Source organism: Streptomyces sp. ITFR-6, assembly GCF_031844725.1.
Lineage (GTDB): Bacteria > Actinomycetota > Actinomycetes > Streptomycetales > Streptomycetaceae > Streptomyces.
Window position 1 is genome coordinate 3741704 of sequence record NZ_CP134612.1, and the last position, 25765, is coordinate 3767468.

A 25765-nucleotide genomic window follows, 5' to 3' on the forward strand; every position below is an offset into this window, starting at 1 on the left:
GCAGTATGGCACGCCACCCATAGCCGTCGAAGTCCTTCAATCTGTATTGTTGAGCTTCTAACTTTAGTGCTAAAGTCTTCGGGTTCGAGTCGTTCGGTTCGCTCGATCACATGGCTTCGAGACCTTGAGGTAGGTGAGTGTGACCAGGGAAATGGGTGCAGCACTGCGGCGGATCCAGCTGGGGAGCGCGCTGAGCGCGTTCGGACTCGGGTTCACCGTTCCGTATCTGTACGTCTATGTGGCGCAGGTACGGGATCTGGGTGCCGGTACGGCGGGCGTCGTGCTGGCGGTCTTCGCCATGGCAGCGCTCGCCGTCCTGCCGTTCACCGGGCGGGTCATCGACCGTCGCGGGCCGCTGCCCGTCCTGCTGGTCGCCTCGGTCGTCGCCTCCCTGGGCGCGGTCGCCCTCGGCTTCTCCTCACAGGTGACTGCCGCCGTCCTGTCGGCCGCGGTCCTCGGCGCGGGGACCGCCGTCATGCAGCCGGCCCTCGCCACGATGCTCGTGCGGTGCTCGGACACCGGCACCCGTACCCGGGCCTTCGCCATGCAGTTCTTCCTGCAGAACCTGGGCCTCGGCATCGGCGGACTGGTCGGCGGACAGATCGTCGACACGGAGCGGCCGGCGTCCTTCACGCTGCTGTTCCTGATCGAAGCGGTGATGTTCCTCGTGCTCGGCGCCATCACGGCGACCGTGCGGATGCCTCGCACGCCCGCCGTCGCGGCGGAGGTGTCCGGCACGGGTGCGGGCGCGCGGGGCGGCGGGATGCGGACGCTGCTCTCGCACCGGGCCATGGTGCAGCTGTGTGTGCTCGGGTTCGTGGTGTTCTTCGCCTGCTACGGACAGTTCGAGTCCGGGCTCGCCGCGTACGGCACGGAGGCCGCCGGGATCGAGCCCTCCACGCTCGGGATCGCGCTGGCCGCCAACACCGCGGTCATCGTCGTCGCCCAGTTCGTGGTGCTGCGGCTGGTGGAGCGCCGCCGTCGCAGCCGGGTGATCGCGGCGGTCGGGCTGATCTGGGCCTTCGCCTGGATCGTGGCGGGCTACGCCGGGCTCGGGCACGGCAGCCAGACCATGGCGACGGCCGCGATGATCTCCACGTACGCGCTGTTCGGGCTCGGTGAGTCGATGCTCTCGCCGACCGTCGCGCCGCTGGTCGCCGATCTGGCGCCGGAGTCGATGGTCGGGCAGTACAACTCGGCCTTCGCCCTGTGCAAGCAGCTGGCGCTGGCGGTCGGTCCCGCCGTGGGCGGACCCATGGGGGCCTCGCTGCACGGGCCGTACATCGTGACGTTCGTACTGTTCTCGCTCGGGATCACCGTGCTCGCGCTGCGGCTCGGCCGGCGGCTCACCCCCGTACAGGACCAGCCTTCGCTCGCGGCGGTGCCGTCGCGGGTGGTGGCGGTGTCGTTGCCGGAGGGCGCGGCGGCCGAAGCGCCGGTCCCGGTCGCCGCCGTGCACTGAGGCCGGGACCGCGCCCTGCTCCTACCGGGGCAGGGCGAATTCGCACCAGACCGCCTTGCCGCCGCCCGGCGTGCGACGGCTGCCCCAGGACGTGGCGATCGTGGCGACGATGGAGATGCCCCGGCCCGCCTCGTCCGCCGGTTCGGCGCGGCGGCGGCGCGGCAGGTGGTCGTCGCCGTCCGTGACCTCGATGATCAGCCGGCGGTCGGTGCGCCGCAGGCCCAGGCGCATCGGCGGTGTGCCGTGCTGGAGGGAGTTGGCGACCAGCTCGCCCGCGGCGAGGACGCCCAGGTCGCAGAGGTCCACCGGGAAGCGCCACGACGTCAGGACGCCCGTCGCGAAGGCGCGGGCGCGCGGGGCGGCTTCGATGCCGCCGAGCAGATCGAGCGAGGCGTTGTGGAACAGCTCCGCGACCGGTCCGGTGCGGGCGGGGTGCTGGACCACCAGGACCGCGACGTCGTCGTCGTGTTCCGCGGTGATGTTGAGGGAGCGCATCAGTCGGTCGCACACCACCTGCGGCGCGCCCTTCGCACCGGAGAGCGCCCGCTCAAGAGCGGCCACGCCCTCGTCGATGTCCTCGCTCCGGCGCTCGACCAGCCCGTCCGTGTAGAGGACGGCGGTGGAGCCGGGCGGCAGCGCGATCGTGCCGGAGGTGTGGGTCCAGCCGCCGGTGCCGAGCGGCGGGCCGGTCGGTCCCTCGGCGCGGTGCACCGTGCCGTCCTCGTCGCGCACCAGGATCGGCAGGTGGCCGGCGGAGGAGTAGACGAGCAGGCCCTCGTTGGGATCGTGGACCGCGTAGGCGCAGGTGGCGATCTGGTTGGCGTCGATCTCGGCGGCCAGCCCGTCGAGCAGCTGGAGCACCTCGTGCGGCGGGAGATCGAGGCGGGCATAGGCCCGGACCGCGGTGCGCAGCTGGCCCATCACGGCGGCGGCGCGCACCCCGCGCCCCATCACGTCCCCGATGACCAGGGCGGTACGGCCCGCGCCGAGGGTGATGACGTCGTACCAGTCGCCGCCGACCGCGGCGTCCGTGCCGCCGGGCTGGTAGGTGGCGGCGATCCGCAGGTCGTCGGGCTGCTCCAGCTCCTGCGGGAGCAGCGAGCGCTGGAGGGTGACGGCCGTTTCGCGGTGGCGCCGCTCGCTGGTGCGCAGCCGCTCGGCCGCCTCCGCGTGGTCGGTGACATCGGCGGCGTACACGAGCACTCCGCCCTGCTGCCCCTTGTCCTTGTCGTGCTGGACCGGGGTGCAGGTCACGGTGTACGAGCTGCCGCCGGCCACCTTGCGGGACTTGACCGTGCGGGGTGTGCCGCTGCGCAGGACCTGGTCCATCAGGGGGAGCAGGCTCAGCTCGGTCAGCTCGGGCATCGCCTCGGCGGCCGGGACACCGGAGGGGCGGGGGCCGAAGGCCGCGGCGTAGGCGTCGTTGACGTACGCGACGCGGTGCTCGGGTCCGTGCAGCAGGGCGACGAGGGCCGGCAGCTGGCCGAGGATGTCGCGGGCGGAGAGGTCCTCAAGGGCGGGCGCCGGGGGGCGGGTCGCCGGCGCGTCGGGTCCGTCCTGGGGCGGGCCGGACGCGGTTTCGTCCTGTGCGTACTCGGCGCGGGCCGCCGGTACGGCACTGTGGTCGTCCCGGGCGGCTCGACGCTGCGTACCGGGTAGGCGGGCGCTCCAGCGCGTGAAGTTCACGGAATTTCTGGCCTCGTGTGTCGGTCTGGTCCGCTCGGGCGGGCTGCTTCCTCTGCTGCTTCCTCTGCCGGTCCTCTGCCTGTTCTCCTGCCGGGCTGCTTCCGCTGCCGGCCGTGCTCCTGCCGGGCTGTTTCTTCCCGCCGGTCCGGGGGCCGGACTGCCAGGAGGGCGCAGCCGGAGCCCGCCGCTGCTGGTTACTGTCGGTCGCCGCCTGCCGGGTCACTCTGTGCAGATGTGAGCCCACCTATGGTCACACGTCCAGCGTGTCGGACCCTACTGACAGTCGTCGCCGTCGCCGCCGGGACGCCTTCCCGCGGCGAGTTCGAACTCGGCCCGGGGGTGTTCCAGCGAGCCGAGGGAGACGATCTCGCGCTTGAACAGGCCCGCGAGGGTCCATTCGGCGAGGACGCGGGCCTTGCGGTTGAACGTGGGGACCCGGCTCAGGTGGTAGACGCGGTGCATCAGCCACGCAGGGTAGCCCTTGAGCCTGCGTCCGTAGACATGCGCGACACCTTTGTGCAGGCCGAGCGAGGCGACGGAGCCCGCGTAGCTGTGCCGGTACTCCGTGAGCGGTTCGCCGTTCATGGACGCGACGATGTTCTCCGCGAGGACCTTGGCCTGGCGGACCGCGTGCTGGGCGTTGGGCGCGGTCTCCCGTCCCGGTTCGTCGGAGGTCAGGTCGGGGACGGCGGCGGCGTCACCGGCGGCCCAGGCGTGTTCGGCGCCCTCGACGGTGAGCTTCGCCGTGCAGCTGAGCCTGCCGCGTTCGTTGAGCGGCAGACCGGTGGCGGCGAGCAGTGGGGCGGGCTTCACACCGGCCGTCCACACGAGGGTGCGGGTCGGGAAGCGGGAGCCGTCGCTGAGCACGGCCACCCGGTCCTCGCAGGACTCCAGCCGGGTTTCGAGCCGTACGTCGATATTGCGGCCGCGCAGCTCCCGTACCGCGTACTTCCCCATCGATTCACCGACCTCGGGCAGGATGCGGCCGGTGGCCTCGACCAGGATCCACTTCAGGTCCTCGGCCTTGATGTTGTGGTAGTAACGCGCCGTGTAGCGGGCCATGTCCTCCAGCTCGGCCAGTGCCTCCACCCCCGCGTAGCCGCCGCCGACGAAGACGAAGGTGAGGGCGGCGTCGCGGATGGCGGGGTCGCGGGTGGCGGAGGCGATGTCCATCTGCTCGATCACGTGGTTGCGCAGCCCGATGGCCTCCTCGATGGTCTTGAAGCCGAAGCCGTGGTCGGCGAGACCGGGGACGGGCAGGGTGCGCGAGACGGAGCCGGGCGCGATGACGATCTCGTCGTACGGGATCTCGACGGCTCCGGTGCCGTCCTCGCCCGTGGCCAGTGTGGTGACGGTCGCGACGCGCTTGGCCGGATCGATCCGCCGCGCCTCACCGATGACGATCGTGCAGTCGGGCAGGACCCGGCGCAGCGGGACGACCACATGGCGCGGTGAGATCGAACCGGCGGCGGCTTCCGGGAGGAACGGCTGATACGTCATATAGGGGTCAGGGGTGACGACGACAATCTCCGCTTCGCCGCTTCTCAGCCGCTGTTTGAGCTTCCGCTGGAGACGCAGCGCGGTGTACATCCCGACGTAGCCGCCGCCGACGACGAGAATGCGCACGCCGGGCGGGGGGCCGGGGGGTGTTCCCCCGGAATCTGAAGCCATCACCACCCCATGACGCAACGCGCTCCGGAGTTTGTCCACAGCCCCGGCAAATTGTGTGACCGGAGCTTCCGAACGGGCCGCTCCGGTTGATCGTCGCGGCAATACGGACGCCGCGCAGGTCAGGGGTTGCGGTGGGGGGTACGGGCAGTGGGCGAATCGGTGATCAACCGGTCCTTGTTCCGATCGGGGGGCGCTCCGGGCGGAACTGCCCCCTTCTGAATTGCCCCTGGCTCAACTATGTTCGTGTGTCGTCGGGGTGACGGATGAGATCATCGCTCAACCCGGCAGACACGGCGGGAGTCTCCGGGGGGAGACGTCATAACCGGGGGATCAGTTATGCATATTCAGGAATCGCATTGGCCAACTGCTGCTGTCGCGCCCGAAGGAAACGGGCGGATCGGCGCAGTCGGTGCGGTCGGCGCAGTCGGAACGGTGAGCGGTGTCGGGTCATCAGGGGCCCCTGTCTCACCGGGAGCGGTGAGCACGCTGAGTACCGCACTCGGCTCGGGCACCGTCGGCGCGGGAGCGCACGGCCGCTCGGCGCCACTCCGGGTGGACGCGCAGCGCAATCTGGAACATGTGCTGCGGGCCGCCCGCGAGGTGTTCGGTGAGCTCGGGTACGGCGCTCCGATGGAGGACGTGGCGCGTCGGGCCCGGGTCGGTGTCGGCACGGTGTACCGGCGCTTCCCCAGCAAGGACGTGCTGGTGCGGCGGATAGCCGAGGAGGAGACCTCCCGGCTGACCGACCAGGCGCGGTCCGCGCTGGGGCAGGAGGAGGAGCCGTGGTCGGCGCTGTCGCGCTTTCTGCGGACCTCGGTCGCCTCCGGTGCGGGGCGGCTGCTGCCGCCGCAGATACTGCGGGTCGGGGTGGACAGCGACGACTCGGCGCCGGTCGGCGACGCGGGCACCGCACGGGACGAACCCCGGGTGCCGCAGCAGCGCCAGGAGACCGGCCAGGGCGGTGGCCTGCGGGTCGCGGAGCCCCGGCAGGAGTCCGCGGAGCCGGAGATCGACGGCGTCGGCAGTGGAGCGGCCGAGCTGCTGGAGGTCGTGGGCCGACTGGTCGACCGGGCGCGGACATCGGGTGAGCTGCGCCGCGATGTGACGGTGGCCGATGTGCTGCTGGTCATCGCGACGGCGGCCCCCTCGCTGCCGGACGCGGCTCAGCAGGCGGCGGCTTCGGCCCGGCTGCTGGACATCCTGCTGGAGGGGCTGCGCTCACGTCCTGCGTGAGCGGGGGCTCGGGGGTCGGCCGCCGCCTCGGCGGACCGCCCCCGGCCCGTCACGGGCCCGGAAGCTTCGGGGGCTTCGGAAGCTTCGAGGGCTTCGGGGGCTTCGGGGGCTCCGGAAGCTTCGAGGGCTTCGGGGGCTTCGGGGCCGTTGTCGGCTCGGCTGTACTCATGCCGCTCAACTGCCCCATCAGCACAACCTGTTACCCCTTCCCCGAACGAGTGTCCGCTAGTGCTCACATTCGGGAGAACGCCCCGGATGAGTGGTTGGCGGGGCTGAGGGGTCGCGACTGCCGCCCTCTGTGGCACGCTTGCCCGGTATTCGGGTCCGAAAGCGCATACGGGGGCGACCGTGATGAGCGGTGACGGGCAGCAGGAAGAGTCGTTCGACGGTGTCTCCACCACGGGCGGCGGCTCAGGTACGGGCGGCCTGCCCGCGGAGCAGGTGCCGAGCCAGGCCGGACCCGGCCGCCAGGGCTCCGGCGAAGAAGAGGACGGCGGGACGGTCCTGCCAGGGCCGTGGCCCCCCGCACCGGCCGAGAACCCGGCGCCTGCGGGCACGGACGCGGTCCCCGCGCAGCGGGAGGGCGGCGGCCGGAGCGCCACCGATGCCGCCGGAACGGCCCTCTCCGACGCCGAGTTGATCCAGCGGATGCGGGACGGCGACGACCTCGCGTACGACGAGCTGTTCCGCCGGCACTCGGACGCGGTGCGCCGGTACGCGCGCACCTGCTGCCGGGACGCGCATACCGCCGACGACCTGACGGCCGAGGTCTTCGCCCGGACGCTACAGGCCGTACGGGGCGGCAAGGGCCCGCAGGAGGCGGTACGCGCCTACCTGATGACAGCGGTCCGGCACGTCGGCGCCGCGTGGACGAAGACCGCCAGGCGGGAGCAACTGGTCGACGACTTCGCGGCGTTCGCCGCACAGGCCTCGCGCTCCTCCGAGGTCTCGGACGCGGACACCCTCGATCTCGGCGCCGATGTGCTGGCGATGCACGAGGCCGAGCAGTCGATGGCGATGCAGGCCTTCCGCAGCCTCCCCGAGCGCTGGCAGGCGGTCCTGTGGCACACCACCGTCGAGGAGGAGTCGCCCAGCGACATCGCCCCGCTCTTCGGGCTCACCGCCAACGCCACCTCTGTGCTCGCCAGCCGGGCCCGCGAAGGACTCAAGCAGGCGTATCTGCAGGCCCATGTGAGCCAGGCGCTCACCTCCGGCGGCGACTGCGCCCGCTACGCGGACCGGCTCGGCGCCTACGCCCGCGGCGGGCTGCGGATGCGCGCCGAGCGCGGCCTGCGCGGACATCTGGACGAGTGCGCGAAATGCCGGCTCGCGGCGGGCGAACTGGCCCATGTGAATGCCGGGATTCCCGCGCTGCTCCCGGTCGCGGTCATCGGCTGGTTCGCCGCCGGATACACGCTCAAGGCCGCCGGGATCGTGGCGGGCGGAGCGGCCGGTGCGGCGGGCGCGGGTGCCGCGGCCGCGGCGACCGGCGGGGGTTCGTCCGCCGGCTCTGCCGGTGGCGCCGGGGCCTCCGAGGGGCTCGGCGCTCCGGCGAAGGCCGGTATCGCGGCGGCGGTCGCCGTCGCGGCCGCGGCCGGGCTGGTGTGGGCGCTGGTCGGCGACGACCAGCCCCGGCCGGAGGCGAAGCCGGTGGCCAGGCCGCCGGCCGTGGCGCCCGCGGTGCCCTCGCCCGCACCGCCGAAACCGAAGCCCACCCCGCCCCCGAAGCCGGCGCCGCCCGCTCCCGTACCGCAGAAGCCGGAGCCCACCCCGACACCCACGCCCACCCCCACACCGCCGCCGAAGCCGACGCCGCGGGCGCCCGCCCCGAAGCCGACCCCTACGCCCACCCCCACACCGACTCCGACCCCGACTCCCCCGCCCGCACCGGCGCCGGAGGTGTACCAGGTCAACGAGTTGAGCTACAGCCTCCTCGGAGACCACTCCGGCCCCGAGGTGGTGCTCGGGGAGAGCGGCTGGGTCTGGCAACGGTCCGGGATGTCGATCGGCGGCACGCGGTACGCCCACGGGGTGACCGTCCACAGCCGCTCGTCGGTCGTCATCGAACTGAACCGCCAGTGCACCCGTTACGAGGCGATGGTCGGCGTCGACGACCTGACCATGGGCCTCGGTTCCGTGCGCTTCTCCGTGTTCAACGGCGACGGGGCACGGCTGTGGCAGTCGCCCGTGATGAACGGCGACGATCCGGCCGTACCGGTGGGCGTCGGCATCGAGGGCCAGGACCGGATCCGGCTCGTCGTGGAGCCGACCACCCCGTTCGGCGGGGTGGCCCTCGCCAACTGGGCGGACTCCCGGATCAGTTGCCGCTGACCAGCGGGCCGGTGATCTCCGCGAGCAGGCGGACGACGTCGTCGATCGTCAGGGCGTGGCCCGCCGCGCGCTCCTTCTCGTAACTCCCCGTCCCCAGCGCCTCGCGGGCCAGCTGCCCGGCCTCGTCGACCGCCGCCTGCTCCACCTCGGTCCTGGGCCCGCAGAGCCGCCAGCTGTCGGCGGCGGCCAGGACGCGTACGGCGGCCGCGTGGTGGCCCAGCTTCGGCAGCACGGTCGCGAGGGCGTCCGCCAGGTATCCGGTGATGACCTCGGAGTACTGCCCGTCCCGGGCCGCGACCAGGGCCGCCGCCAGCCCGCGCAGAGCGACGGCCGGGCCGCCGTGGGGCTCCGGCTCGTACACGGCGATGCGGGCGGAGAGTCCGTCCAGCAGCGCGGGCATCTGCGTGGGCGGGCTGTTCTCGTCCTCCCTCCCCCGCGCCTCGGTGAGCCTGCGCCGGGCGACCGCGATGTCGCCCCGGTCCAGGGCGATGGTGGCGCGCAGGTAGTGGACGTAAGCGACCGCGTCGTGCGTCTGGTAGCGCTCCGCCTCGGCCGCCGAGCGGTCCAGGCCACGCTCTGCGGCGGCCACGTCGCCGGTGCGGTAGGCGAGTTCGGCCAGCCGGGCCAACAGGAACGGGGCCTCGGCGTGGGCGCCGACCTCACGGGCGAGCAGCAGCGCCTCCTCGTAGGCCGGACGCGCCTCCTCGTACCTGCCCCGCATCATGGCCGCCTCCGCCGCGGCGCTCTCGACCTGGGCGCGCATCCAGCGGTCCCCGACGCGGCGGCTCAGAGCTCGCAGTTCCACCAGGTCGTCGTCGATCCCCGGCATGCCTCCCGGCATGTCGACGATCATGTGCGTACGGAACATCAGCGACACGCCGTACCCCCAGTCGTTCCCGTGGACGCGGGCGTTGCCGACGACGGCGTCGATCTTCCGGTGTACGTCCCCCATGTCCTTCGTGCCCAGCGTGATGAACGAGGTCATCGGCCAGAGCAGCCCGGGGAAGCGGGCCGCCTGGGGACCGGCCGACATGAACGCGTCGGCCAGCCTTCGCACCAGCGCCTCGTCCGGCTGACCGTCGCGGCCCGCGTCCGGCGAACCGCTCTCCGCCTCCAGGAAGAACCGCAGCATGCGCAGATTCATCCAGGGCCAGTAACGGGGGTCGGTGGCGTCGGCGGGCTCCGGGCCGAACGACAGCGCCCGCGCGGTCCAGCCGAGGCCCTCGGTGCGGTAGTTGCGCAGCCACCAGAACCAGCCCATGCCCAGCACCAGCCGCGCGGCGTCCGATTCGGCGGACGCGGTCGATGGACCGGACCGGCCGGGCTGAGGGGCGGTGGTGCGGTGGAGCGCGGCCCTGATGTTGTCGAGGTCCGTCTCCAGGCGCTGGATCCAGGGGAGCTGCTCCGCGGAGCGCAGCTTCGGCTCCGCCTCCTCGACGAGCGAGAGGAAGTACGCGGTGTGTGCCCGCCCTGCCTCGGCCCGTACGTCCGGGGTCTCGGCGCAGCGCTCGATGGCGTACTCGTGGATGGTCTCCAGCAGGCGGTAGCGCATGCCGCCGTCGGCGGCCGGGGTGGCGACGACGAGGGACTTGTCGATGAGCGCCCCGATGAGGTCTGCCGTGTCTGCCGTGGCGGCTGTGGTGGCTGTGGTGGCTGTGGTGGCTGTGGTGGCTGTGGTGGCTGTGTCCGCGGTGTCGGCGGTGTCGGCGGTGTCGGCCGTGTTGTGCTCGGCAGGCCTGCCCGGTGGCGTGATCACCGCCTCCGCGGCGGGCAGGTCCCAGCCGCCCGCGAAGACCGAGACCTGGCGCAGGGCGGTGCGTTCGTCCTCGTCCAGCAGATCCCAGGACCAGTCGACGACCGCGCGCAGGGTCTGCTGGCGCGGCAGTACGGTCCGGCTGCCGCTGGTCAGCAGGCGGAACCGGTCGTCCAGCCGGTCGGCGATCTGGCGCGGGCTCAGCATCCGCAGCCGGGCGGCGGCCAGCTCGATGGCGAGCGGCAGCCCGTCCAGCCGACGGCAGATCTCGGCGACGGCGGCCGCATCGTGTGCGGCCTCCCGTGCGGGGTCGAACCCTGGCCGCACGGCACGGGCCCGCTCGGTGAAGAGACGGTGGGCGAGATCGGCCGGGAGCGGATCCACCGGACGGACGGATTCGCCGGGCACGCCGAGCGGTTCGCGGCTGGTGGCGAGGACGCGCAGCCGGGGGCAGCGGGTCAGCAGGGTCTCGGCAAGCGTGGCCGCCGCGCCGATGACGTGCTCGCAGTTGTCGAGGATGAGGAGGAAGGGGCGGGACCTGGACCAGTGCGCGAGGTGATCCGCGAGCAGCTCGACCGGATCGGTGCGCGGATGCGTTCCGTCGTGGGCGCTGTCCCGCAGCAGGGCCGTCTCGCGCAGCCCGAGCGCGGAGAGCACGGCTCCCGGGACGGCTTCGGGGTCCTCCACCGGGGCGAGTTCCGCGAGCCAGACGTCACCTGCGGCGCGGCCCCCGTGCGCCGCGGACTCCTCGGCCAGCCGGGTCTTCCCCGAGCCTCCCGGACCGGTGAGGGTGACCAGCCGGGAGCGGGTCAGGTCGTCCCGGATTGTGCGGAGTTCGGGCTCCCGCCCGACGAAGGAGGTGAGCCGGGGGCGGAGATTGCCCCGGCATTCCGGCGGTTCGGCCCCGGGTGCGGGTGGTGCGGGTGGTGCGGGTGGTGCGGGGTTGAGCAGTGTGCGGTGGAGGGCGGCCAGCTCGGGCCCGGGGTCGGTGCCGAACCCCTCGGCGAGGGCGCGGCGCGCGTCCTCGTACGCCGCGAGCGCGTCGGCCGGCCGTCCGGCGGCGCGCAGGGCGCGGATGAGCTGGGCCCGGAAGCGTTCGTCGTACGGGTGCGCCGCCGTCAGCTCCACCAGCTCGGGCACGAGAGCCGCCATCGGCCCCGTGGGGCCGTCGGCCGCCGCGCATCGCAGGTCGGCCTCGATGCGGTGCTCCAGTGCGGCCCGCCGGTGGGCCTCCGGACGCAGCGCGTGGCCGTGGTCGCGGTCGGGCAGGTCGGCCAGGGCGGGGCCACGCCACAGGGCCAGTGCCGTACGGAGCGTGCGGGCGGCGTCCTGCGGCGCGTCCGCCTCCAGCTCGGCCGCGCCCTGCCGGGCGAGCCGCTCGAACTCGTGCAGGTCCACGTCCGCAGGGGTGGCCGCCAGCCGGTAGCCGCCGGGGGTGCTGGCGAGCGCCTCCCGCCCCAGCGCCCGGCGCAGACGGCCCACCAGGGCCTGGAGCGCGGCGGGGGCATCCGCCGGAGGATCGTCCGCCCACACGTCGTCGACGAGCTCGGTGATCGGCACGGAGCGGCCGGGCCGCAGCGCCAGGGACGCGAGAAGGGCGCGCAGGCGCATGCCGCCGAGGGGCAGCGCCCCGCCCTTCTCGTCTCGCGCCTCCGTGACGCCCAGGATCAGATACCGCACACCGCCATTGTGTCCCGCCGGTACGACAACCGGAGGCGGGCGGCGCCAAGCCCCTCCGCCCGTCCCGTTCTCGCTCCCCGCCTACGGCTGGAGCGTCCGTCGCGCCGGGACCACCCCGCCGGCGACGGCCCGCTGGCGCGGTGCCGCCGTGCCCGTCCAGCAGGTGCCGCGGCGCGAGACGAGGCGGCGCAGCCACAGTTCGGTGGAGGCAAGGTCCGCGAGGCCGTCCAGCGGGAGGGGTTCGCCCTCCGCGGCCGCGCGCAGGGCCTTGCGTACGACGCGGGCCTCGACCAGGCCCGCGTCGGCGAGCAGCGGGGCGTCGAAGAGGGCGATCAGCTCGGGGAGCGCGGCGCGCAGGCCGGTGCGGGTGACCTCGGTCGAGGTGGCCTGGGACGGCGCGCCCCAGCCGGGCGGCAGCTCGTGGATGCCGGTGCCCGCCAGGACCCGGCGCAGGACCGCCGCGCGGGCGCCCGGCTGGACCCGGAGGGACTCGGGGAGCGCACGGGCGGCGCGTACCACCTGGTTGTCGAGGAAGGGCGCGTGCAGCCGCTGGCTGCGGACCTCCGCGGCCTGCTCCAGGATCCGGTGGTCGGCGGCGTTCCGGGCGAGCGCGGCCCTGGCGCGGGCCTCGCCGGGGCGTTGGACGGAGGTGGGGCGGATCGCCGCCTCCTGAAGGCGAACCGATACTTCAGCGAGCGCCTCCCCGGTCAGCCAGCGGGCGGCGGGCCCCGGGCGCGACCAGGTCAGGGCGGCGAGCGAGGCATCGGTGGGGGTGTCGAGCTCCGGGGTGAGACGGTTGGCGTCGGGAAGACGCTCCGCCGCCGCTTCGAGGCCGGTGCGGTACGACGTACGGGCCAGGCGCCGGGCCGCCCGGTAGACGGTCAGCGGGACGAACAGGGAGTGCGCGGAGGGGCCTTCGGCCTTGGCGAGCGCGGCGACCGGGCGCAGCAGATGGCGTCGGCGGCGGTCGAGCAGCAGGTCGGCCAGCCGGGCGGGGTGGGCGTCGAGCACCTGCCGGGCGCCGTCGCCCACGAAGTGGTCGGCGCTGCCCGCGGCGAGCCGGCGGCGATGGCGTTCGACGGCGACGAGGGACGGGGCCGGCTCGTCGGTCAGGGGGCCGTTCTCCAGTTCTGCGTACGGCAGCGCCTCCTCGCCTGCCGCGACGACGACGTGGTGCAGTCGCGGGTTGGCGGCGATGACGCGGGCACGTTCGAGTTCGTCCTCGTGGGCGCGGGTGGTCAGGTCGTTGAACGTGACGGCGAGCAGCCGTTCGCCCGCCCCCGTGCCGTGGCCCAGGAGGGTGCCGGGCAGTCCGGGGAGCCCGGCGGCGAGCAGGGCGAGGGTGGCGGACGCGCTGCCGCCGGAGAGGTCGGAGCCGATGCCGGGGACGGGCGCTCCCCGGGCGGCCCGGCGTTCGGCGGGGCCCATGCCGGGGACGGGGCCCGGGTCGGGTGGCGCGGTCTCCGGGGCGTGGCGGGGCGCGAGCAGCCTGGCGCGCACGGCCTCGACCAGGGCGTCGCGCACCCCGTCGACCGCGCTCACCGGATCGATCTCGGGTGCGGCCACCGCGAGGGAGGCCACCGCCTCGTACCCGGTGATCTCCCGCGAGCCCTCGCGGAGGATCAGCGCGTGTCCGGGCGGGATGCGTTTCACCCCGGCGTACGGGGTGCCGTCGCGCAGCGCCTCCGGGGTCTCTGGGCAGGCGAGCAGCGCGGCGAGGTGGCCGATGTCGAGCTGGGCCTCGATGAGGTCGGCGAGCGGCAGTGCGGCGGTGGCGTACGCCGTCCCGCCGGCCCAGGGCGTGTGGAAGACCGGGCGGGCGCCGGCGAGGTCGCCCACCACGGTGATCCGGCGGCCTATCTGGACGACCGCCGTGTAGCTGCCGGTCCAGGCGGTGAGGTGACGCAGGGCTCCGCCGCGTGCGGCGAGCAGTCCGACGCGCAGCTGTTCGTCGGAGGCGCCGCAGCAGCCGAGTACGGCGAGCCGGACCGTGGGCGCGCCCACGGCCGTGTCCACCCGGACGGTGCGGATCTCGTCGGGCCGCCAGTCCCCGACGGCCCAGAGCGGATCGGGGTCCCCCCACAGGAGTTGGGAGCCCACGGGGTGCATCGTGCGCCCCTCGTCACTCGCGCCGACCGCTCCGGCCGTGCCGAAGCTCGCGGCGATACTGCTCCATCCCACCAACCAACGCATCGCCGCCTCCACAGGCTGTGGACAAAACGGCGCGGCAGGGTGGTATCGGGAGAACTCCGGTAACGCGCGGCGCCGTTGCGGACATGCTGCCACGACAACGGCGTGCAGGAGTGGCTACGGACGGCGCACGTCGTGAGCGCATGCGCCCCTGGCAAAGGCCGGAGCGGGACCACCGGCCGCATCGGCGGTCACATCGCCCGCGCGCGTCGTTCCCGGCAGCAACGGAGTTACGGATTCAGCGTGTTGCCCCTCCCGTGCGCACCGCCTCCACGACCCCGATCCGGCCACGGCGCGCACCTCGCCCGGACAGCCGACCGGATGTCCGCGAACCCGGCGGCCCAACCTCGTCCGACCGACGACATTCGGCCATTCTCGGGGCACCTTGGAACCGGATCACCAGAAGTGCACGACTGCCTTAATCCGCTTTTCCGCCGTTTTGCTCCATGGCACATCGGACAGGTCACGGACTGCCGCGGACCGCCTCACGACCCCGGAACGGTTCGGTCGGGCGGCGGGCTCTCCCGGACCGCTCCCACGCCACCCCTCCGCACGAACTCCCACATGAAGGCACGCGCGCCCGTCCGCCCCGGCCCGGCGTACGGCTCGACGCACGGTCCGGGAGACGCGGTTGGCCTCCCGGACCGGTCCACCGCCTGCGGGGAATGAGGCGGCGGTTTCCCCCAGCCCGCAGTGTCCAGTGGAGCGGGCCGACCCACGCAGCACCCATGGAAGCGCTTCCGTACGGACCGGGCCAGAGCGCACGGCCGGGCGCACGGCCACACGCGAGGAGCGCGCCTGGACACCCGGAACAGGGCCCGCGCGAGGGCCGGCCGGACCCTGCGGACCACGAGGCGCCGCACCACCCGGAGTGCAGCCCCGGCCTGGTCAGCGGGTAGGCAAGGGGGCCTGCCGACGGGCCCGCACCCGGGCCGCCCCCGGTCGGGGCGCCCCGACCGCACCCGGCCGGAGCGCCCCGACCGCGCCGTCCCGGCACTCCCCGCCCACGCCCTTTCCACCGCTTCTCCGTGCCGCCTTCACGTCTCCTCCCCCGCTGCCCGCCGCGTTCGTCACGTGGACCACTCGCACCTCAGGGGCCCCAATTGCTCGCGGCGGCCCGTCGCTGTCGGCGGCCGCCGGCCGCCACTCGACGCGCTTCGCCACCCGAGGGCTCCGGACGGACAACAATCCCGCCATACGGACGTCCGCCCCTTAACGGTAGGGATGCGGCGAACTACGCTGGGTTTACTGATGTTCTCAGCAGAGCGGCATATTCCTCGGGGCTCGGCCAAATGCGTGTGCGGTCGGAGTGCGAGGGTTCGTCCCTGGGGAGAACACGGTACGAATGCCGCGCGCCTCAACGGTGTCGCGGCTGCCGTCTGTGTGTCGAGGGGTGGCGCATGTCCAGGGAGCAACGCGGACCGAACGACAAGCTCGGAACCGTTCTCGCCCTCGCGGGAATCAGCAACGCCGGGCTCGCCCGGCGGGTCAACGACCTCGGGGCGCAGCGCGGACTGACACTTCGGTACGACAAGACCTCGGTGGCCAGGTGGGTCTCCAAGGGCATGGTGCCGCAGGGCGCCGCGCCCCATCTCATCGCGGCGGCGATCGGGGCCAAGCTCGGCCGACCGGTCCCGCTGCACGAGATCGGGCTCGCCGACGCCGATCCCGCGCCGGAGGTCGGTCTGACGTTCCCGCGCGACGTGGGCGAGGCGGTGCGCTCCGCGACCGAGCTGTACCGGCTGGATCTGGCCGGGCGGCGGGCCGGCAGCGGCGGCATCTGGCAGTCGCTCGCGGGCTCGTTCTCGGTGAGTGCGTACGCCACTCCCGCGTCCCGCTGGCTGATATCCCCCGCCGACCCCTCGGTCGCCCGCGCCTCGGCCGCCGCCGAGGCGGCGGTGCTCGGCACGCAGGGCGCACGGGGCGCAGTGGGGGCGCAGGGTGCACCGGGGGCCTCGGCGCCGCCCGGCGTACCCGGGCAGCACCTCCTGTCCGGAACACCGCTCGTACCGGGTCAGGCGGGGGCGCCGCCGGTGCACGGGCTCGGTGCGCCGCCGGTGCCGGGGCACAGCGTGTCGATTCCGGCCCAGCCGGGTCCGGATTCCGCGCACGGCGTCTCGCCGCTGCGGGTCGGCCACAGTGATGTGTCCAAGCTGCGCGAGGCCGCCCAGGACGCACGGCGCTGGGACTCGAAGTACGGCGGCGGGGACTGGCGTTCGTCCATGGTCCCGGAGTGCTTACGGGTCGACGCCGCACCGCTGCTGCTCGGTTCGTACAGTGACGAGGTAGGCCGGGCGCTCTTCGGCGCCGCGGCCGAACTGACCAGACTGGCCGGCTGGATGGCCTTCGACACCGGCCAGCAGGAGGCCGCGCAGCGCTACTACATCCAGGCGCTGCGCCTGGCGCGCGCCGCGGCCGACGTACCGCTCGGCGGGTACGTCCTCGCCTCCATGTCCCTCCAGGCGACCTACCGCGGCTTCGCCGACGAGGGGGTCGACCTCGCGCAGGCGGCCGTGGAGCGCAACCGCGGTCTCGCGACGGCGCGCACGATGAGCTTCTTCCGTCTGGTGGAGGCGCGGGCGCACGCCAAGGCGAGCGACGCACCGGCCGCGGGGGCCGCGCTGAAGGCCGCGGAGGGCTGGCTGGAGCGCTCCCGTGACGGGGACGCCGACCCGTCGTGGCTGGGCTTCTACTCGTACGACCGGTTCGCGGCCGACGCGGCGGAGTGCCACCTCGACCTGAAGGCGCCCCGGCAGGTGCGGAGGTTCACCGAGCAGGCGCTGTCCAGACCGACCGAGGAGTTCGTCCGCTCGCACGGGCTGCGCCTCGTGGTGTCGGCCGTCGCGGAACTGGAGTCGGGGAATCTGGACGCCGCCTGCGCGGCGGGGACCCGTGCCGTGGAGGTGGCGGGCCGCATCTCGTCGGCCCGGACCACCGAGTACGTGCGCGACCTGCTGCACCGGCTGGAGCCCTACGGGGACGAGCCGCGCGTCGCGGAGCTGCGGGAACGCGCCCGCCCGCTGCTGGTGGCACCCGCGTAGGGCCCCTCGGACCGAGGACCGTGCCGGTGAGCCCGTGACCCGCGCCGCCGGGGTCGCGGGCGCCACGCTGGCCCTCTCAGGTTTGAGTGCGTTGTCAGTGGGTCAGTGCACTATCGGGGTGGGAGGTGGCGTGATGATGACGCACGCGGCGTACGACTGCGATGTGCTGGTGATCGGCGGCGGGATCGTCGGTATGTCGACCGCGTACGCGATCACGCGGAGCGCTCCGGGCACCAGGGTGACCGTGCTGGAGAAGGAGTGGGGCCCGGCGCGCCACCAAACGGGCCGCAACAGCGGGGTGATCCACAGCGGCATCTACTACCGCCCGGGTTCGCTCAAGGCGCGGTACGCGCTGCGCGGCGGCGCGGAGATGGTCGACTTCTGCCGGGAGCACGGCATCGCGCACGCGGTGACCGGCAAGCTGATCGTGGCGACCGGGCGCTCCGAGCTGCCCCGGCTGCACGCGCTGGTGCAGCGCGGCCGCGAGCACGGGCTGCCGGTGGCCGAGCTGGGCCCCGCGCAGATAGCGGAGTACGAGCCCCGGGTGCGCGGTCTCGCCGCGATCCGGGTGGGCACGACGGGGGTGTGCGACTTCGGGGCGGTCACCGAGCGGTTCGCCGCCGAGGTACGGGCGGGCGGCGGGCTGATCAGGTTCGGCGCGGAGGTGACCGCGATCGACCGGCGCCCCTGGGGCGTCGCGGTGCGGACGGCGGACGGCGTGGTGGTGCGGGCCCGGGTGCTGGTCAACTGCGCGGGGCTGCACTGCGACCGGGTGGCGCGGCTGGCGGGCGACGAGCCGGGGATGCGGATCGTGCCGTTCCGGGGGGAGTACTACGAGCTGGCCCGGCCCGATCTGGTGCGCGGCCTGGTCTATCCGGTGCCGGATCCGGCGTTCCCGTTCCTCGGCGTGCATCTCACCCGCGGCCACGACGGCGGCGTGCACGTCGGGCCGAACGCGGTGCCCGCGCTGGCCCGCGAGGGCTACGGCTGGCCGGTCGTGCGCCCCCGCGAGCTGATGGACACGCTGAGCTGGCCCGGCTCCTGGCGGATAGCGCGCAGACACTGGCGGTACGGGGCGGGCGAGGTGCACCGGTCGCTCTCGAAGCACGCCTTCACGACGGCGGTGCGGCGGCTGCTGCCCGAGGTCATGGAGGCCGATCTGCGGCCCGCCCCGGCCGGGGTCAGGGCCCAGGCGGTCCTCCGGGACGGCACCCTGGTGGACGATTTCCTGATCCGCGAGGCCCCGCACACCGTGCACGTGCTGAACGCGCCGTCGCCCGCCGCCACGGCCTCGCTGCCCATCGGGCGCGAGGTGGCGCGCAGAGCGCTCCTGCGGGCGGAGGAGACGGGGTGGAAGCCGCCCGCCGTAGAATCAGGGCATTGTGTCTGAGCCCATGAACCCCTCCCCCGCGACGCCCGGCGGCGCCGCGCCCGGAGCCGAACCGACAGCCGACGCGACCGGAACCGAGCCGACGGCGGCCGCGCCCGGCGCGTCCGCCACCCCCGGAATCCCGGACGAGCTGCGCGCGGCGGCCCTGGACCGCCAGCGCAGGCTGCGTCAGGCGCCCCGCTTCCCCGGCGGCCCCGCGGCTGATCCCGCGGGTTCGCACCACGAGCGCCGGATCCGCAGTTTCCAGCCGCGCCGCAGCCGCGTCTCGCCCGGCCAGCAGGACGCCCTGGAGCGGCTCTGGCCGAAGTGGGGCCTGGACATCGACGGGCTGCGCGTCCTCGATCTGCCCGAGCTGTTCGACGGGCTGCCGGTGGTCCTGGAGATCGGCTTCGGAATGGGCGAGGCCACCGCACAGATGGCCGCCGACGATCCCGGGACCGGCATCCTCGCCGTCGACGTGCACACCCCGGGCCAGGGCAATCTGCTCCGTCTCGCGGACCGGAACGGCATGTCCAACATCCGGGTCGCCAACGGTGACGCGATCATCCTGCTGCGCGAGATGCTGACGCCGGACTCGCTGGACGGACTCCGGGTCTACTTCCCCGACCCGTGGCCCAAGTCCCGCCACCACAAGCGCCGGCTGATCCAGCCGGAGTTCCTCGACCTGGTGGCACAGCGGCTGAAGCCCGGAGCGGTCCTGCACTGCGCGACCGACTGGGAGCCGTACGCCGAGCAGATGCTGGAGGTGCTGACCGCGCACCCCCGCTTCGAGAACACGGCGGCGGACGGCGGTTACGCGCCACGGCCCGAGTTCCGGCCACTGACCCGGTTCGAGGGACAGGGCCTGGACAAGGGGCATGTCGTGCACGACCTGCTCTTCGCCCGCCACTGATCCCTTCCCCCCAGGGCCCCGGTCACCCCGCGCCGGCCACTTCCGGGGGGCCGATACGCCATGGCCGTTGTCAGTCCTCCTCGTTAGGGTCATGGGGTGTCCGACGGTTCTGTTCCGCAGCAGCGGCAGTCGCAGCCGGCCGTCCCGGTGCTTGAGGAGCAGCGGGTCGGCGAGATCCTGGCGGCCGTGCCGGAGCGGGGCCAGTGGCGTTACCGGCCGCGCCGCGTCGGCATGCTGTGGCGGAGCAGGACGCTCCGCGTCGTCGCCGTCTTCACCGTGCTGGCCCTCTGCGGCCTGGTGATCCTCGCGCTGGTCCGGGACCAGACGGGCACTCAGGGGTTCCTCGTCGGGCTGGGTCTTGCCGTGCTGCCGGTCCCGCTGCTGATGACGGCGTTCCGCTGGCTGGACCGGGTCGAACCGGGTCCTTGGCGCAACATGCTGTTCGCCTTCGCCTGGGGTGCCTGCGCGGCCGCGCTCGTCGCGATCCTCGCGAACTCCTTCGCGACCCAGTGGATCGCCACCGCCACCGCCGACCCGGGCAGCGCGGACACGCTGGGCGCCACCGTCATAGCGCCCGTCGTCGAGGAGAGCGCCAAGGGCGCGGCCGTGCTGCTGCTCTTCCTGTTCCGAAGACGGGACTTCAACGGGATCGTCGACGGTCTGGTCGTCGCCGGATTCGCCGCGACGGGCTTCGCCTTCACCGAGAACATCCTCTATCTGGGCAACGCCTTCGGCGAGGACCAGCAGATGGGCTCGGGATTCGCCTCCGTGACCGTCGCGACGTTCTTCGTCCGGGCGGTGATGTCGCCGTTCGCGCATCCGCTCTTCACCGTCATGACCGGCATCGGCTTCGGGATCGCCGCGAGCAGCGCACGCCACCAGCGGTTCCGCCGCATCGCGCTGCCGTTCCTCGGCCTGGTCCTCGCGATGGGCATGCACGCCCTGTGGAACGGCTCCGCGACGTTCGGCCCGTACGGCTTCTACGTGGTGTACGGCGTGTTCATGGTGCCCGCGTTCGGTCTGGTGACCTGGCTGGCGATCTGGTCCCGGCTGCGCGAGCTGCGCACCCTGGCCATCGAGCTGCCCGCCTACGCCGCGGCCGGCTGGCTCGCTCCCACGGAGCCGCTCGCCCTGTCGTCGATGCGGGCCCGCGGAATGGCCAGGGACACGGCACGGCGGTGGCAGGCGGCGGCAGCGAGGGGCGGCCCCTACAGCCCGAACAGCCCGTACAGCCCGTACGGCCACCAGGGCTGCGTACCGGCGCCGGTCGCCACCCACGCCCACGTCACCGCTCGGGTCAGCGCCCGGGTCAGCGGCGTGGTCGGCGCCCAGGCGAAGGCCGAGGCCAAGGCCCGGGGGAAGGCGGCGGCGCGCACGGTCGCCGAGTACGAGTCGTTCGCGACGTCACTGGCGTTCCTGCGCCGGCAGGCCCGCCGCGGCACGGCCGGCCCGGATCTGCCCGAACGCGAGCTGGAGCTGCTGCACCACCTGTGGCAGCGCCGCGAGGTCGCCGGACCCGCCCTGGCGTACGCCGCGCAGGCGACGGGCCGCCTGCGCCCCCGGCACATACGCCCGGCGCACGGGTCGTACGGCACCGGGCCCGGCGCGCACCCGGGGCACGCCCCGTACCAGCCGTACGGCAGCCCCGCCCCGGCCCCGTACGGCCAACAGCCGTACCCCGCATACCCGTACGGGCAACAGCCCTACAACCCGCCGCCGTACGGCCAACAGCAGCACGGCCCGGCACCGTACGGGCAGCAGCCGTACGGCGCCGGGCCGCAGTCCCCGTCCTAGGCGGACCAGACGGAACAGGCCGTCCGGGCGGACCAGGCAGGCAGACCGGGCGGACTAGGCGGACGCCTCGGTGAGGGCGGTCAGCTCCTGGTCCGTCAGCCGCAGATCGTCGACGGCCAGCAGCGCGGGAAGCTGCTCGACCGTACGGGCGGAGGCGATCGGTGAGACCACGGTCGGCCGGGAGGCCAGCCAGGCCAGCGCCACCGTGGCGATCTCGGCGTCCCGCTCCTGCGCGATCGCGTCGAGCGCGGTGAGGACCTTCTGGCCGCGCTCCGTCTCCAGGTGCTGGGCGGCGCGACCGGCGCGGGCACTGTCCACGGTCGCACCCGCGCGGTACTTGCCGGTCAGGAAGCCGGAAGCGAGAGCGAAGTACGGGACGGCAGCGATCCCGGCCTCGGCGCTCAGGTCCTGGAGCTCGCCCTCGTAGGTGTCGCGCGAGACGAGGTTGTAGTGCGGCTGGAGCGCCACGTAACGGGCCAGTCCCTCGCGCTCGGAGAACTCCAGCGAGGCGCGGAGCCGTGCCGGGCTGATGTTGGAGGCGGCGATCTCGCGGACTTTGCCCTCCTTCACCAACTGGTCGAGGGCGGTGATGATCTCCTCGACGGGGACGGTCTCGTCGTCGTGGTGCGTGTAGTAGAGGTCGATGTAGTCCGTGCCGAGCCGGCGCAGCGACTCCTCCGCCCCGGCCTTGATGGTGGCGGCGGCGAGCCCCTTGTACTCGGGGTGGGAGCCGACCTTGGTGGCCAGGACGACGTCGGACCGGTTGCCCCGCGCGGCGAACCACTTGCCGATGAGGTTCTCCGACTCGCCGCCCACGTTGCCGGGGATCCAGGAGGTGTACGTGTCGGCCGTGTCGACGAAGTTGCCGCCGCCCGCCGTGTACGCGTCGAGAACGGCGAAGGACTGCGCCTCGTCGGCGGTCCAGCCGAAGACGTTGCCGCCGAGGGAGAGCGTGGAGACCTGGAGGCCGGAGGAACCGAGTCTGCCGAGAGAAGTCATGGATGGAACAACCCACCGCACCGCACGCGCTATTCCATGGCGACTACAGCTACACCCGTACGCCACGGCCCGGACCGGCGGAACCGACCGGCACGGACGAAGACCGGCAGCCCTGACGTCGGGGGGGTGAGCGTCAGGACTGCCGGGGTTCGTTGGACGTGGACTTCGGTGGACTCAGACCGTCAGGCCACGGGCGCGCAGCCACGGCATCGGGTCGATGCCGGTGCCGTCCGGGGTGTGGACCTCAAGGTGGAGGTGCGGGCCGGTCACGTTGCCGGTCGCGCCCACGCGTCCGATGGTGTCCCCGGTGGTGACCTGCTGGCCGACGCTGACACCGATCGAGGACTGGTGGCAGAACCACAGCTCCGTACCGTCCTCAAGCTCCAGGACCGTGCGGTAGCCGTACGCGCCGGACCAGCCGGCGGACTTGATGGTGCCGCTGTGGATGGCCTTGATCGGGGTACCGGTCGGCGCCGCGAAGTCGAGGCCCGTGTGGTAGCCGGAGGACCACATCGAACCGGCCTCACCGAAGGTCGAGGTGATCGTGTACGAGTAGGTGGGGATGGCGTAGCTGGCGGCGAGCTTGGCGAGCCGCACCGCTTCCGCCTTCTTCTTCGCCTCTTCCGCGGCCTTCTTCTTCGCGGCGGCGGCCTTGGCCTCGGCGGCGTCCTGCTGCTTCTTCGCCTCTGCGGCGGCCTTCTCCTCCGCGGCCTTCTCCTCGGCCGCCCTGGCCTCGGCGTCGGCGGAGTCCTGCTGCTGCTCGGCCTGCTGGAGGATGCGGGCGCGGAGCGCCTCACCGGCGTCCGTCGTGCCCTGCTCGGCCTCCGTGGTGGTGATGCCGGCCGTCGTCAGCGGGGCGGCGGCAGTCACGACCTCGGTCTTCTCCGCCTCGGACTCACCCGAGAACAACGCGCCGACGCCGGGCAGGGACTTGGCCTCGGGAAGTTTGTCCGAGATGGCGTCGGGAAGGGAGATAGACACGGGCGGCTTGCTCTGGGCGGAGGCCATGCCACCCGCACCGACGGCCGCGATGACACCGACGCCGAGGACGGTGGAGCTACGGGCGAGCCCGTTGCGCTGCTTGGCGACGCGGTGCTTGCCGCGCACGGGGCGGATGGACTCCTCCGTGGGGTTCCATTCCTCCCACGCCCGGTCGGATTCGGCCTCGTCGGCGCGGAGGCCGTTGCCGAACTCGGTCCCGAACTCGCTGCCCCGATCGGTCCCGTAGGCGGTTCCGTAGTCGGCACCGTGATCGGTTCCGTAAGCGGTTCCGTGGTTGGCGCCGTAAGCGGCACCGGGCCCGGTTCCGAAGTCGTTTCCGTGTTCGGGGGCGAACCGGTAGGGGGCTTCGGGGGCAGGCTTGTTGGACGCCACTGGGGCGCGCTCCTTTCCTTCCTTCTCGCCTACCGGGTTAGCTGACGGGTTCGGAGCAGGAAGGTCTCCTACGGGTTCCTCCGCCTCTCAACGAGACAGAGATGCCCGATTCACCCCATGTAGGTGGTTCCCCGGTTTCCTTGCGGAATTCGGCGCTCGCGCACGGTGCCGCCACTGACGGCGGCTGGGACAACCGCGCTGCGTTATCGAACGTTAATAGACACACCGGCCCGATTCCAAGCCGTTCCAACTGATCGTTCCGATCCTTGGCCTGGACTTTACGGGACACAACCGGGTGGAATCGGGCGAGTTGATCACCCCTCAGCCGTTAGCCGTCTTCTGACGTTGCGTCAAATGTTATGCGGAGGGGTTCCCTGTGGTTACGCACGGTGGCATCGGCCGCACCTCTCTCCCCACATCCGTCCACACTCCCCCCGTCCAGCCTCTCATCTTCACCCGGCTCCGACCAGGTTCACCCGGGCTCCACAGGGCCGCACCCGGCTTCACCGGGCCACACTCGTCATCACCAGGCCGCACTCGTCATCACCGGGCCGCACACGGCTTTACCCGGCTCCGCCGTCCAGGCCCACGATCTTCACGGTCGTGCGCCGGTCCGGCTGCCCCTCGGTCGGGCGCACGACCGCGAGCAGGGCCATGTCATCGGTCGTCACCCCACCGGTGTGCAGCCGTACGTCATCGGTCAGCGCCGACAGCAGCTCCTCGGGCCCCGGGAAGATCCGTCCGCGCAGCCGCTCGGCGGGATCGTAGAAGACCCCGTCGGCGTCCCGGGCCTCGGAGAGGCCGTCCGTATAGAGGAGCAGCGTCGACCCCGCGGGCAGCTCCCACTCGTCGGAGCGGTCCGGCCACACGCCCAGGTCCATCCCCAGGGGCAGCGCGGGCAACGTGGGCCGCAGCTGCTCCAGCGCCCCGTCCGAGTGCAGCAGCAGCGGTTCGGGGTGGCCGCGGTTGACCACGCGCACCCGGCTGGAGCCCTGCGGGATCTCCGCCAGCGCGGCGGTGACGAACCCTTCGACCGCGTCGAGCCCGCCGCGCCTGCTCGACTCCCGCGCCAGCGCGCGCTCCAGCCGCTGAGCCACCCCCTCCAGTGACCGCTCCTGCTCGGCGGCCTCCCGGAACGCCCCGATGATCACCGCCACCGCCTCCACCGCGTCCAGGCCCTTGCCGCGCACGTCCCCGACCACCAGCCGCACCCCGTACGGGGTGTCCGTGACCGAGAACAGGTCACCGCCGACGAACTCGTCCGCCTGTGCCGCCTCGTACCGCGCGGCCACGTACAGCCCGCCGATCCGGTCGGACGGGGTCGGCAGCACCGCGCGCATGGCGGTCGCCGCGATGACCCGGGCGGAGGCCAGCTGCTCGTTGCTGCGCCGGACGACCCCGTTGATGAAGACCGCGAGGACCGAGACGGTGAGGACGGTGAGCAGCTCGATGAACGGCACGACCCGGAACAGCGTTCCGCCGTAGAGCCACAGCGCGGCCACACACAGCAGCGCACCGGCCCCGACCCGGATCGTGCCGGCCCGCGAGAAGAACGGTGCGGCGATCAGCGGGGCCGCGGCGAACAGGGGAACAGCGGTGAAGGCGGGCGGAGTGAAGAAGTCGAACAGCAACCCGCCGATGAGCATGACCCCGGGCAGTACCCGGACGAGCCGGCGGTTCCGGACCTCATAGGTGCGCCTCCCCCGCCGCTGCTCCCGCTTCCCCACCTTTGCTCTCCTGCCCGGTGCGCTCAGGGCCGCGAACGGTACCGCGCACCACCCCCAGACTTCCCGGAGCACGGTCGCGGGGCGAGTGCTCGACGGCCAATGGGATGACGCGCGCGGCGCGGCACGTACGTACGGAAACGAATCAGGCCCGGCACGCGCTATGCGTACCGGGCCTGATTCTTCAGTAGCGGGGACAGGATTTGAACCTGCGACCTCTGGGTTATGAGCCCAGCGAGCTACCGAGCTGCTCCACCCCGCGTCGGTAAACACCACTCTACGGCATGTCCGACGCACTCATGACCACCCCGCACTCCTCGCCACCCGGCCCGGTCGCCCACCGACCGCACCGGAGGCCTCGACGGAGACCTCGCCGGAAGACTTCAACGGAGAACTCAACGTGGCGAAATCGAGAACGTATTACGGGGGCTCGTGTTCTGCCGCTGCCGCGAGCTGCTCCCGGTCTCTCATCGCGGCCTGCCTGAGGGCCTCCACCGATGACCACACCGCTCACCCACCGCACGGCACCCGAAATGCGATGGTAT

General features: G+C 73.0%; 14 protein-coding genes, 1 tRNA gene and 1 riboswitch. Of the genes, 7 read left to right on the top strand and 8 right to left on the bottom strand.

Annotation, left to right across the window (positions count from 1 at the left end; translation table 11 throughout):
- Positions 1-151: 151 nt before the first annotated feature.
- Positions 152-1462 (top strand): MFS transporter, encoded by a 1311-nt coding sequence (locus RLT59_RS17050; protein WP_311307751.1) that lies wholly within the window; start codon positions 152-154, stop codon positions 1460-1462.
- A gap of 21 nt (positions 1463-1483) precedes the next feature.
- Here RLT59_RS17050 and RLT59_RS17055 read toward each other — a convergent pair whose 3' ends face one another.
- Both RLT59_RS17055 and RLT59_RS17060 read right to left on the bottom strand, forming a co-directional pair.
- Positions 1484-3148, bottom strand: coding sequence for an ATP-binding SpoIIE family protein phosphatase (locus tag RLT59_RS17055; RefSeq protein WP_311304193.1), 1665 nt, complete (start codon positions 3146-3148; stop codon positions 1484-1486).
- Positions 3149-3421: 273 nt separating this feature from the next.
- Complete coding sequence (locus RLT59_RS17060) at positions 3422-4819, bottom strand: NAD(P)/FAD-dependent oxidoreductase (RefSeq protein ID WP_311304194.1); 1398 nt, start codon at positions 4817-4819, stop codon at positions 3422-3424.
- Positions 4820-5155: 336 nt separating this feature from the next.
- Here RLT59_RS17060 and RLT59_RS17065 point away from each other — a divergent pair, with 336 nt between their 5' ends.
- Both RLT59_RS17065 and RLT59_RS17070 read left to right on the top strand, forming a co-directional pair.
- Complete coding sequence (locus tag RLT59_RS17065) at positions 5156-6052, top strand: TetR/AcrR family transcriptional regulator (RefSeq protein WP_311304195.1); 897 nt, start codon at positions 5156-5158, stop codon at positions 6050-6052.
- A 351-nt stretch (positions 6053-6403) separates the two neighbouring features.
- Positions 6404-8383, top strand: a complete 1980-nt coding sequence (locus RLT59_RS17070; protein WP_311304196.1) for a sigma-70 family RNA polymerase sigma factor — start codon at positions 6404-6406, stop codon at positions 8381-8383.
- On the opposite strand, the gene RLT59_RS17075 is transcribed toward RLT59_RS17070, so the two are convergent.
- Complete coding sequence (locus RLT59_RS17075) at positions 8370-11816, bottom strand: ATP-binding protein (RefSeq protein WP_311304197.1); 3447 nt, start codon at positions 11814-11816, stop codon at positions 8370-8372. The two genes, RLT59_RS17070 and RLT59_RS17075, sit on opposite strands and share 14 nt — an antisense overlap.
- Before the next feature lie 81 nt (positions 11817-11897).
- The gene (locus RLT59_RS17080) at positions 11898-14009 is read right to left on the bottom strand and encodes an asparagine synthase-related protein (RefSeq protein ID WP_311304198.1); all 2112 of its coding nucleotides are present in this window, start codon (positions 14007-14009) and stop codon (positions 11898-11900) included.
- 1397 nt (positions 14010-15406) lie between these two features.
- Here RLT59_RS17080 and RLT59_RS17085 point away from each other — a divergent pair.
- From RLT59_RS17085 to RLT59_RS17100, 4 genes are all read left to right on the top strand, one after another.
- A complete protein-coding gene (locus RLT59_RS17085; RefSeq protein WP_311304199.1) occupies positions 15407-17047 on the top strand; it encodes a collagen-like triple helix repeat-containing protein in 1641 nt (546 codons plus the stop codon).
- A gap of 133 nt (positions 17048-17180) precedes the next feature.
- Positions 17181-18437 (top strand): L-2-hydroxyglutarate dehydrogenase, encoded by a 1257-nt coding sequence (gene lhgO / locus RLT59_RS17090; protein WP_311304200.1) that lies wholly within the window; start codon positions 17181-17183, stop codon positions 18435-18437.
- 4 nt (positions 18438-18441) lie between these two features.
- Positions 18442-19329 (top strand): tRNA (guanosine(46)-N7)-methyltransferase TrmB, encoded by an 888-nt coding sequence (gene trmB, locus RLT59_RS17095; RefSeq protein WP_311307752.1) that lies wholly within the window; start codon positions 18442-18444, stop codon positions 19327-19329.
- A gap of 96 nt (positions 19330-19425) precedes the next feature.
- Positions 19426-21123, top strand: a complete 1698-nt coding sequence (locus tag RLT59_RS17100; protein WP_311304201.1) for a PrsW family intramembrane metalloprotease — start codon at positions 19426-19428, stop codon at positions 21121-21123.
- Positions 21124-21177: 54 nt separating this feature from the next.
- Here RLT59_RS17100 and RLT59_RS17105 read toward each other — a convergent pair whose 3' ends face one another.
- The 4 genes from RLT59_RS17105 to RLT59_RS17120 form a co-directional block, all read right to left on the bottom strand.
- Positions 21178-22122, bottom strand: a complete 945-nt coding sequence (locus RLT59_RS17105) for an aldo/keto reductase (RefSeq protein WP_311304202.1) — start codon at positions 22120-22122, stop codon at positions 21178-21180.
- A 174-nt stretch (positions 22123-22296) separates the two neighbouring features.
- Positions 22297-23496, bottom strand: a complete 1200-nt coding sequence (locus RLT59_RS17110; RefSeq protein WP_311304203.1) for a M23 family metallopeptidase — start codon at positions 23494-23496, stop codon at positions 22297-22299.
- An 11-nt stretch (positions 23497-23507) separates the two neighbouring features.
- Positions 23508-23661: riboswitch (cyclic di-AMP (ydaO/yuaA leader) on the bottom strand.
- A gap of 398 nt (positions 23662-24059) precedes the next feature.
- On the bottom strand, positions 24060-25223 hold the full coding sequence (locus RLT59_RS17115) for a PP2C family protein-serine/threonine phosphatase (protein ID WP_311304204.1): 1164 nt from the start codon (positions 25221-25223) through the stop codon (positions 24060-24062).
- A 185-nt stretch (positions 25224-25408) separates the two neighbouring features.
- Positions 25409-25482: transfer RNA gene (locus tag RLT59_RS17120), tRNA-Met, on the bottom strand.
- Between the last annotated feature and the right edge of the window lie 283 nt (positions 25483-25765).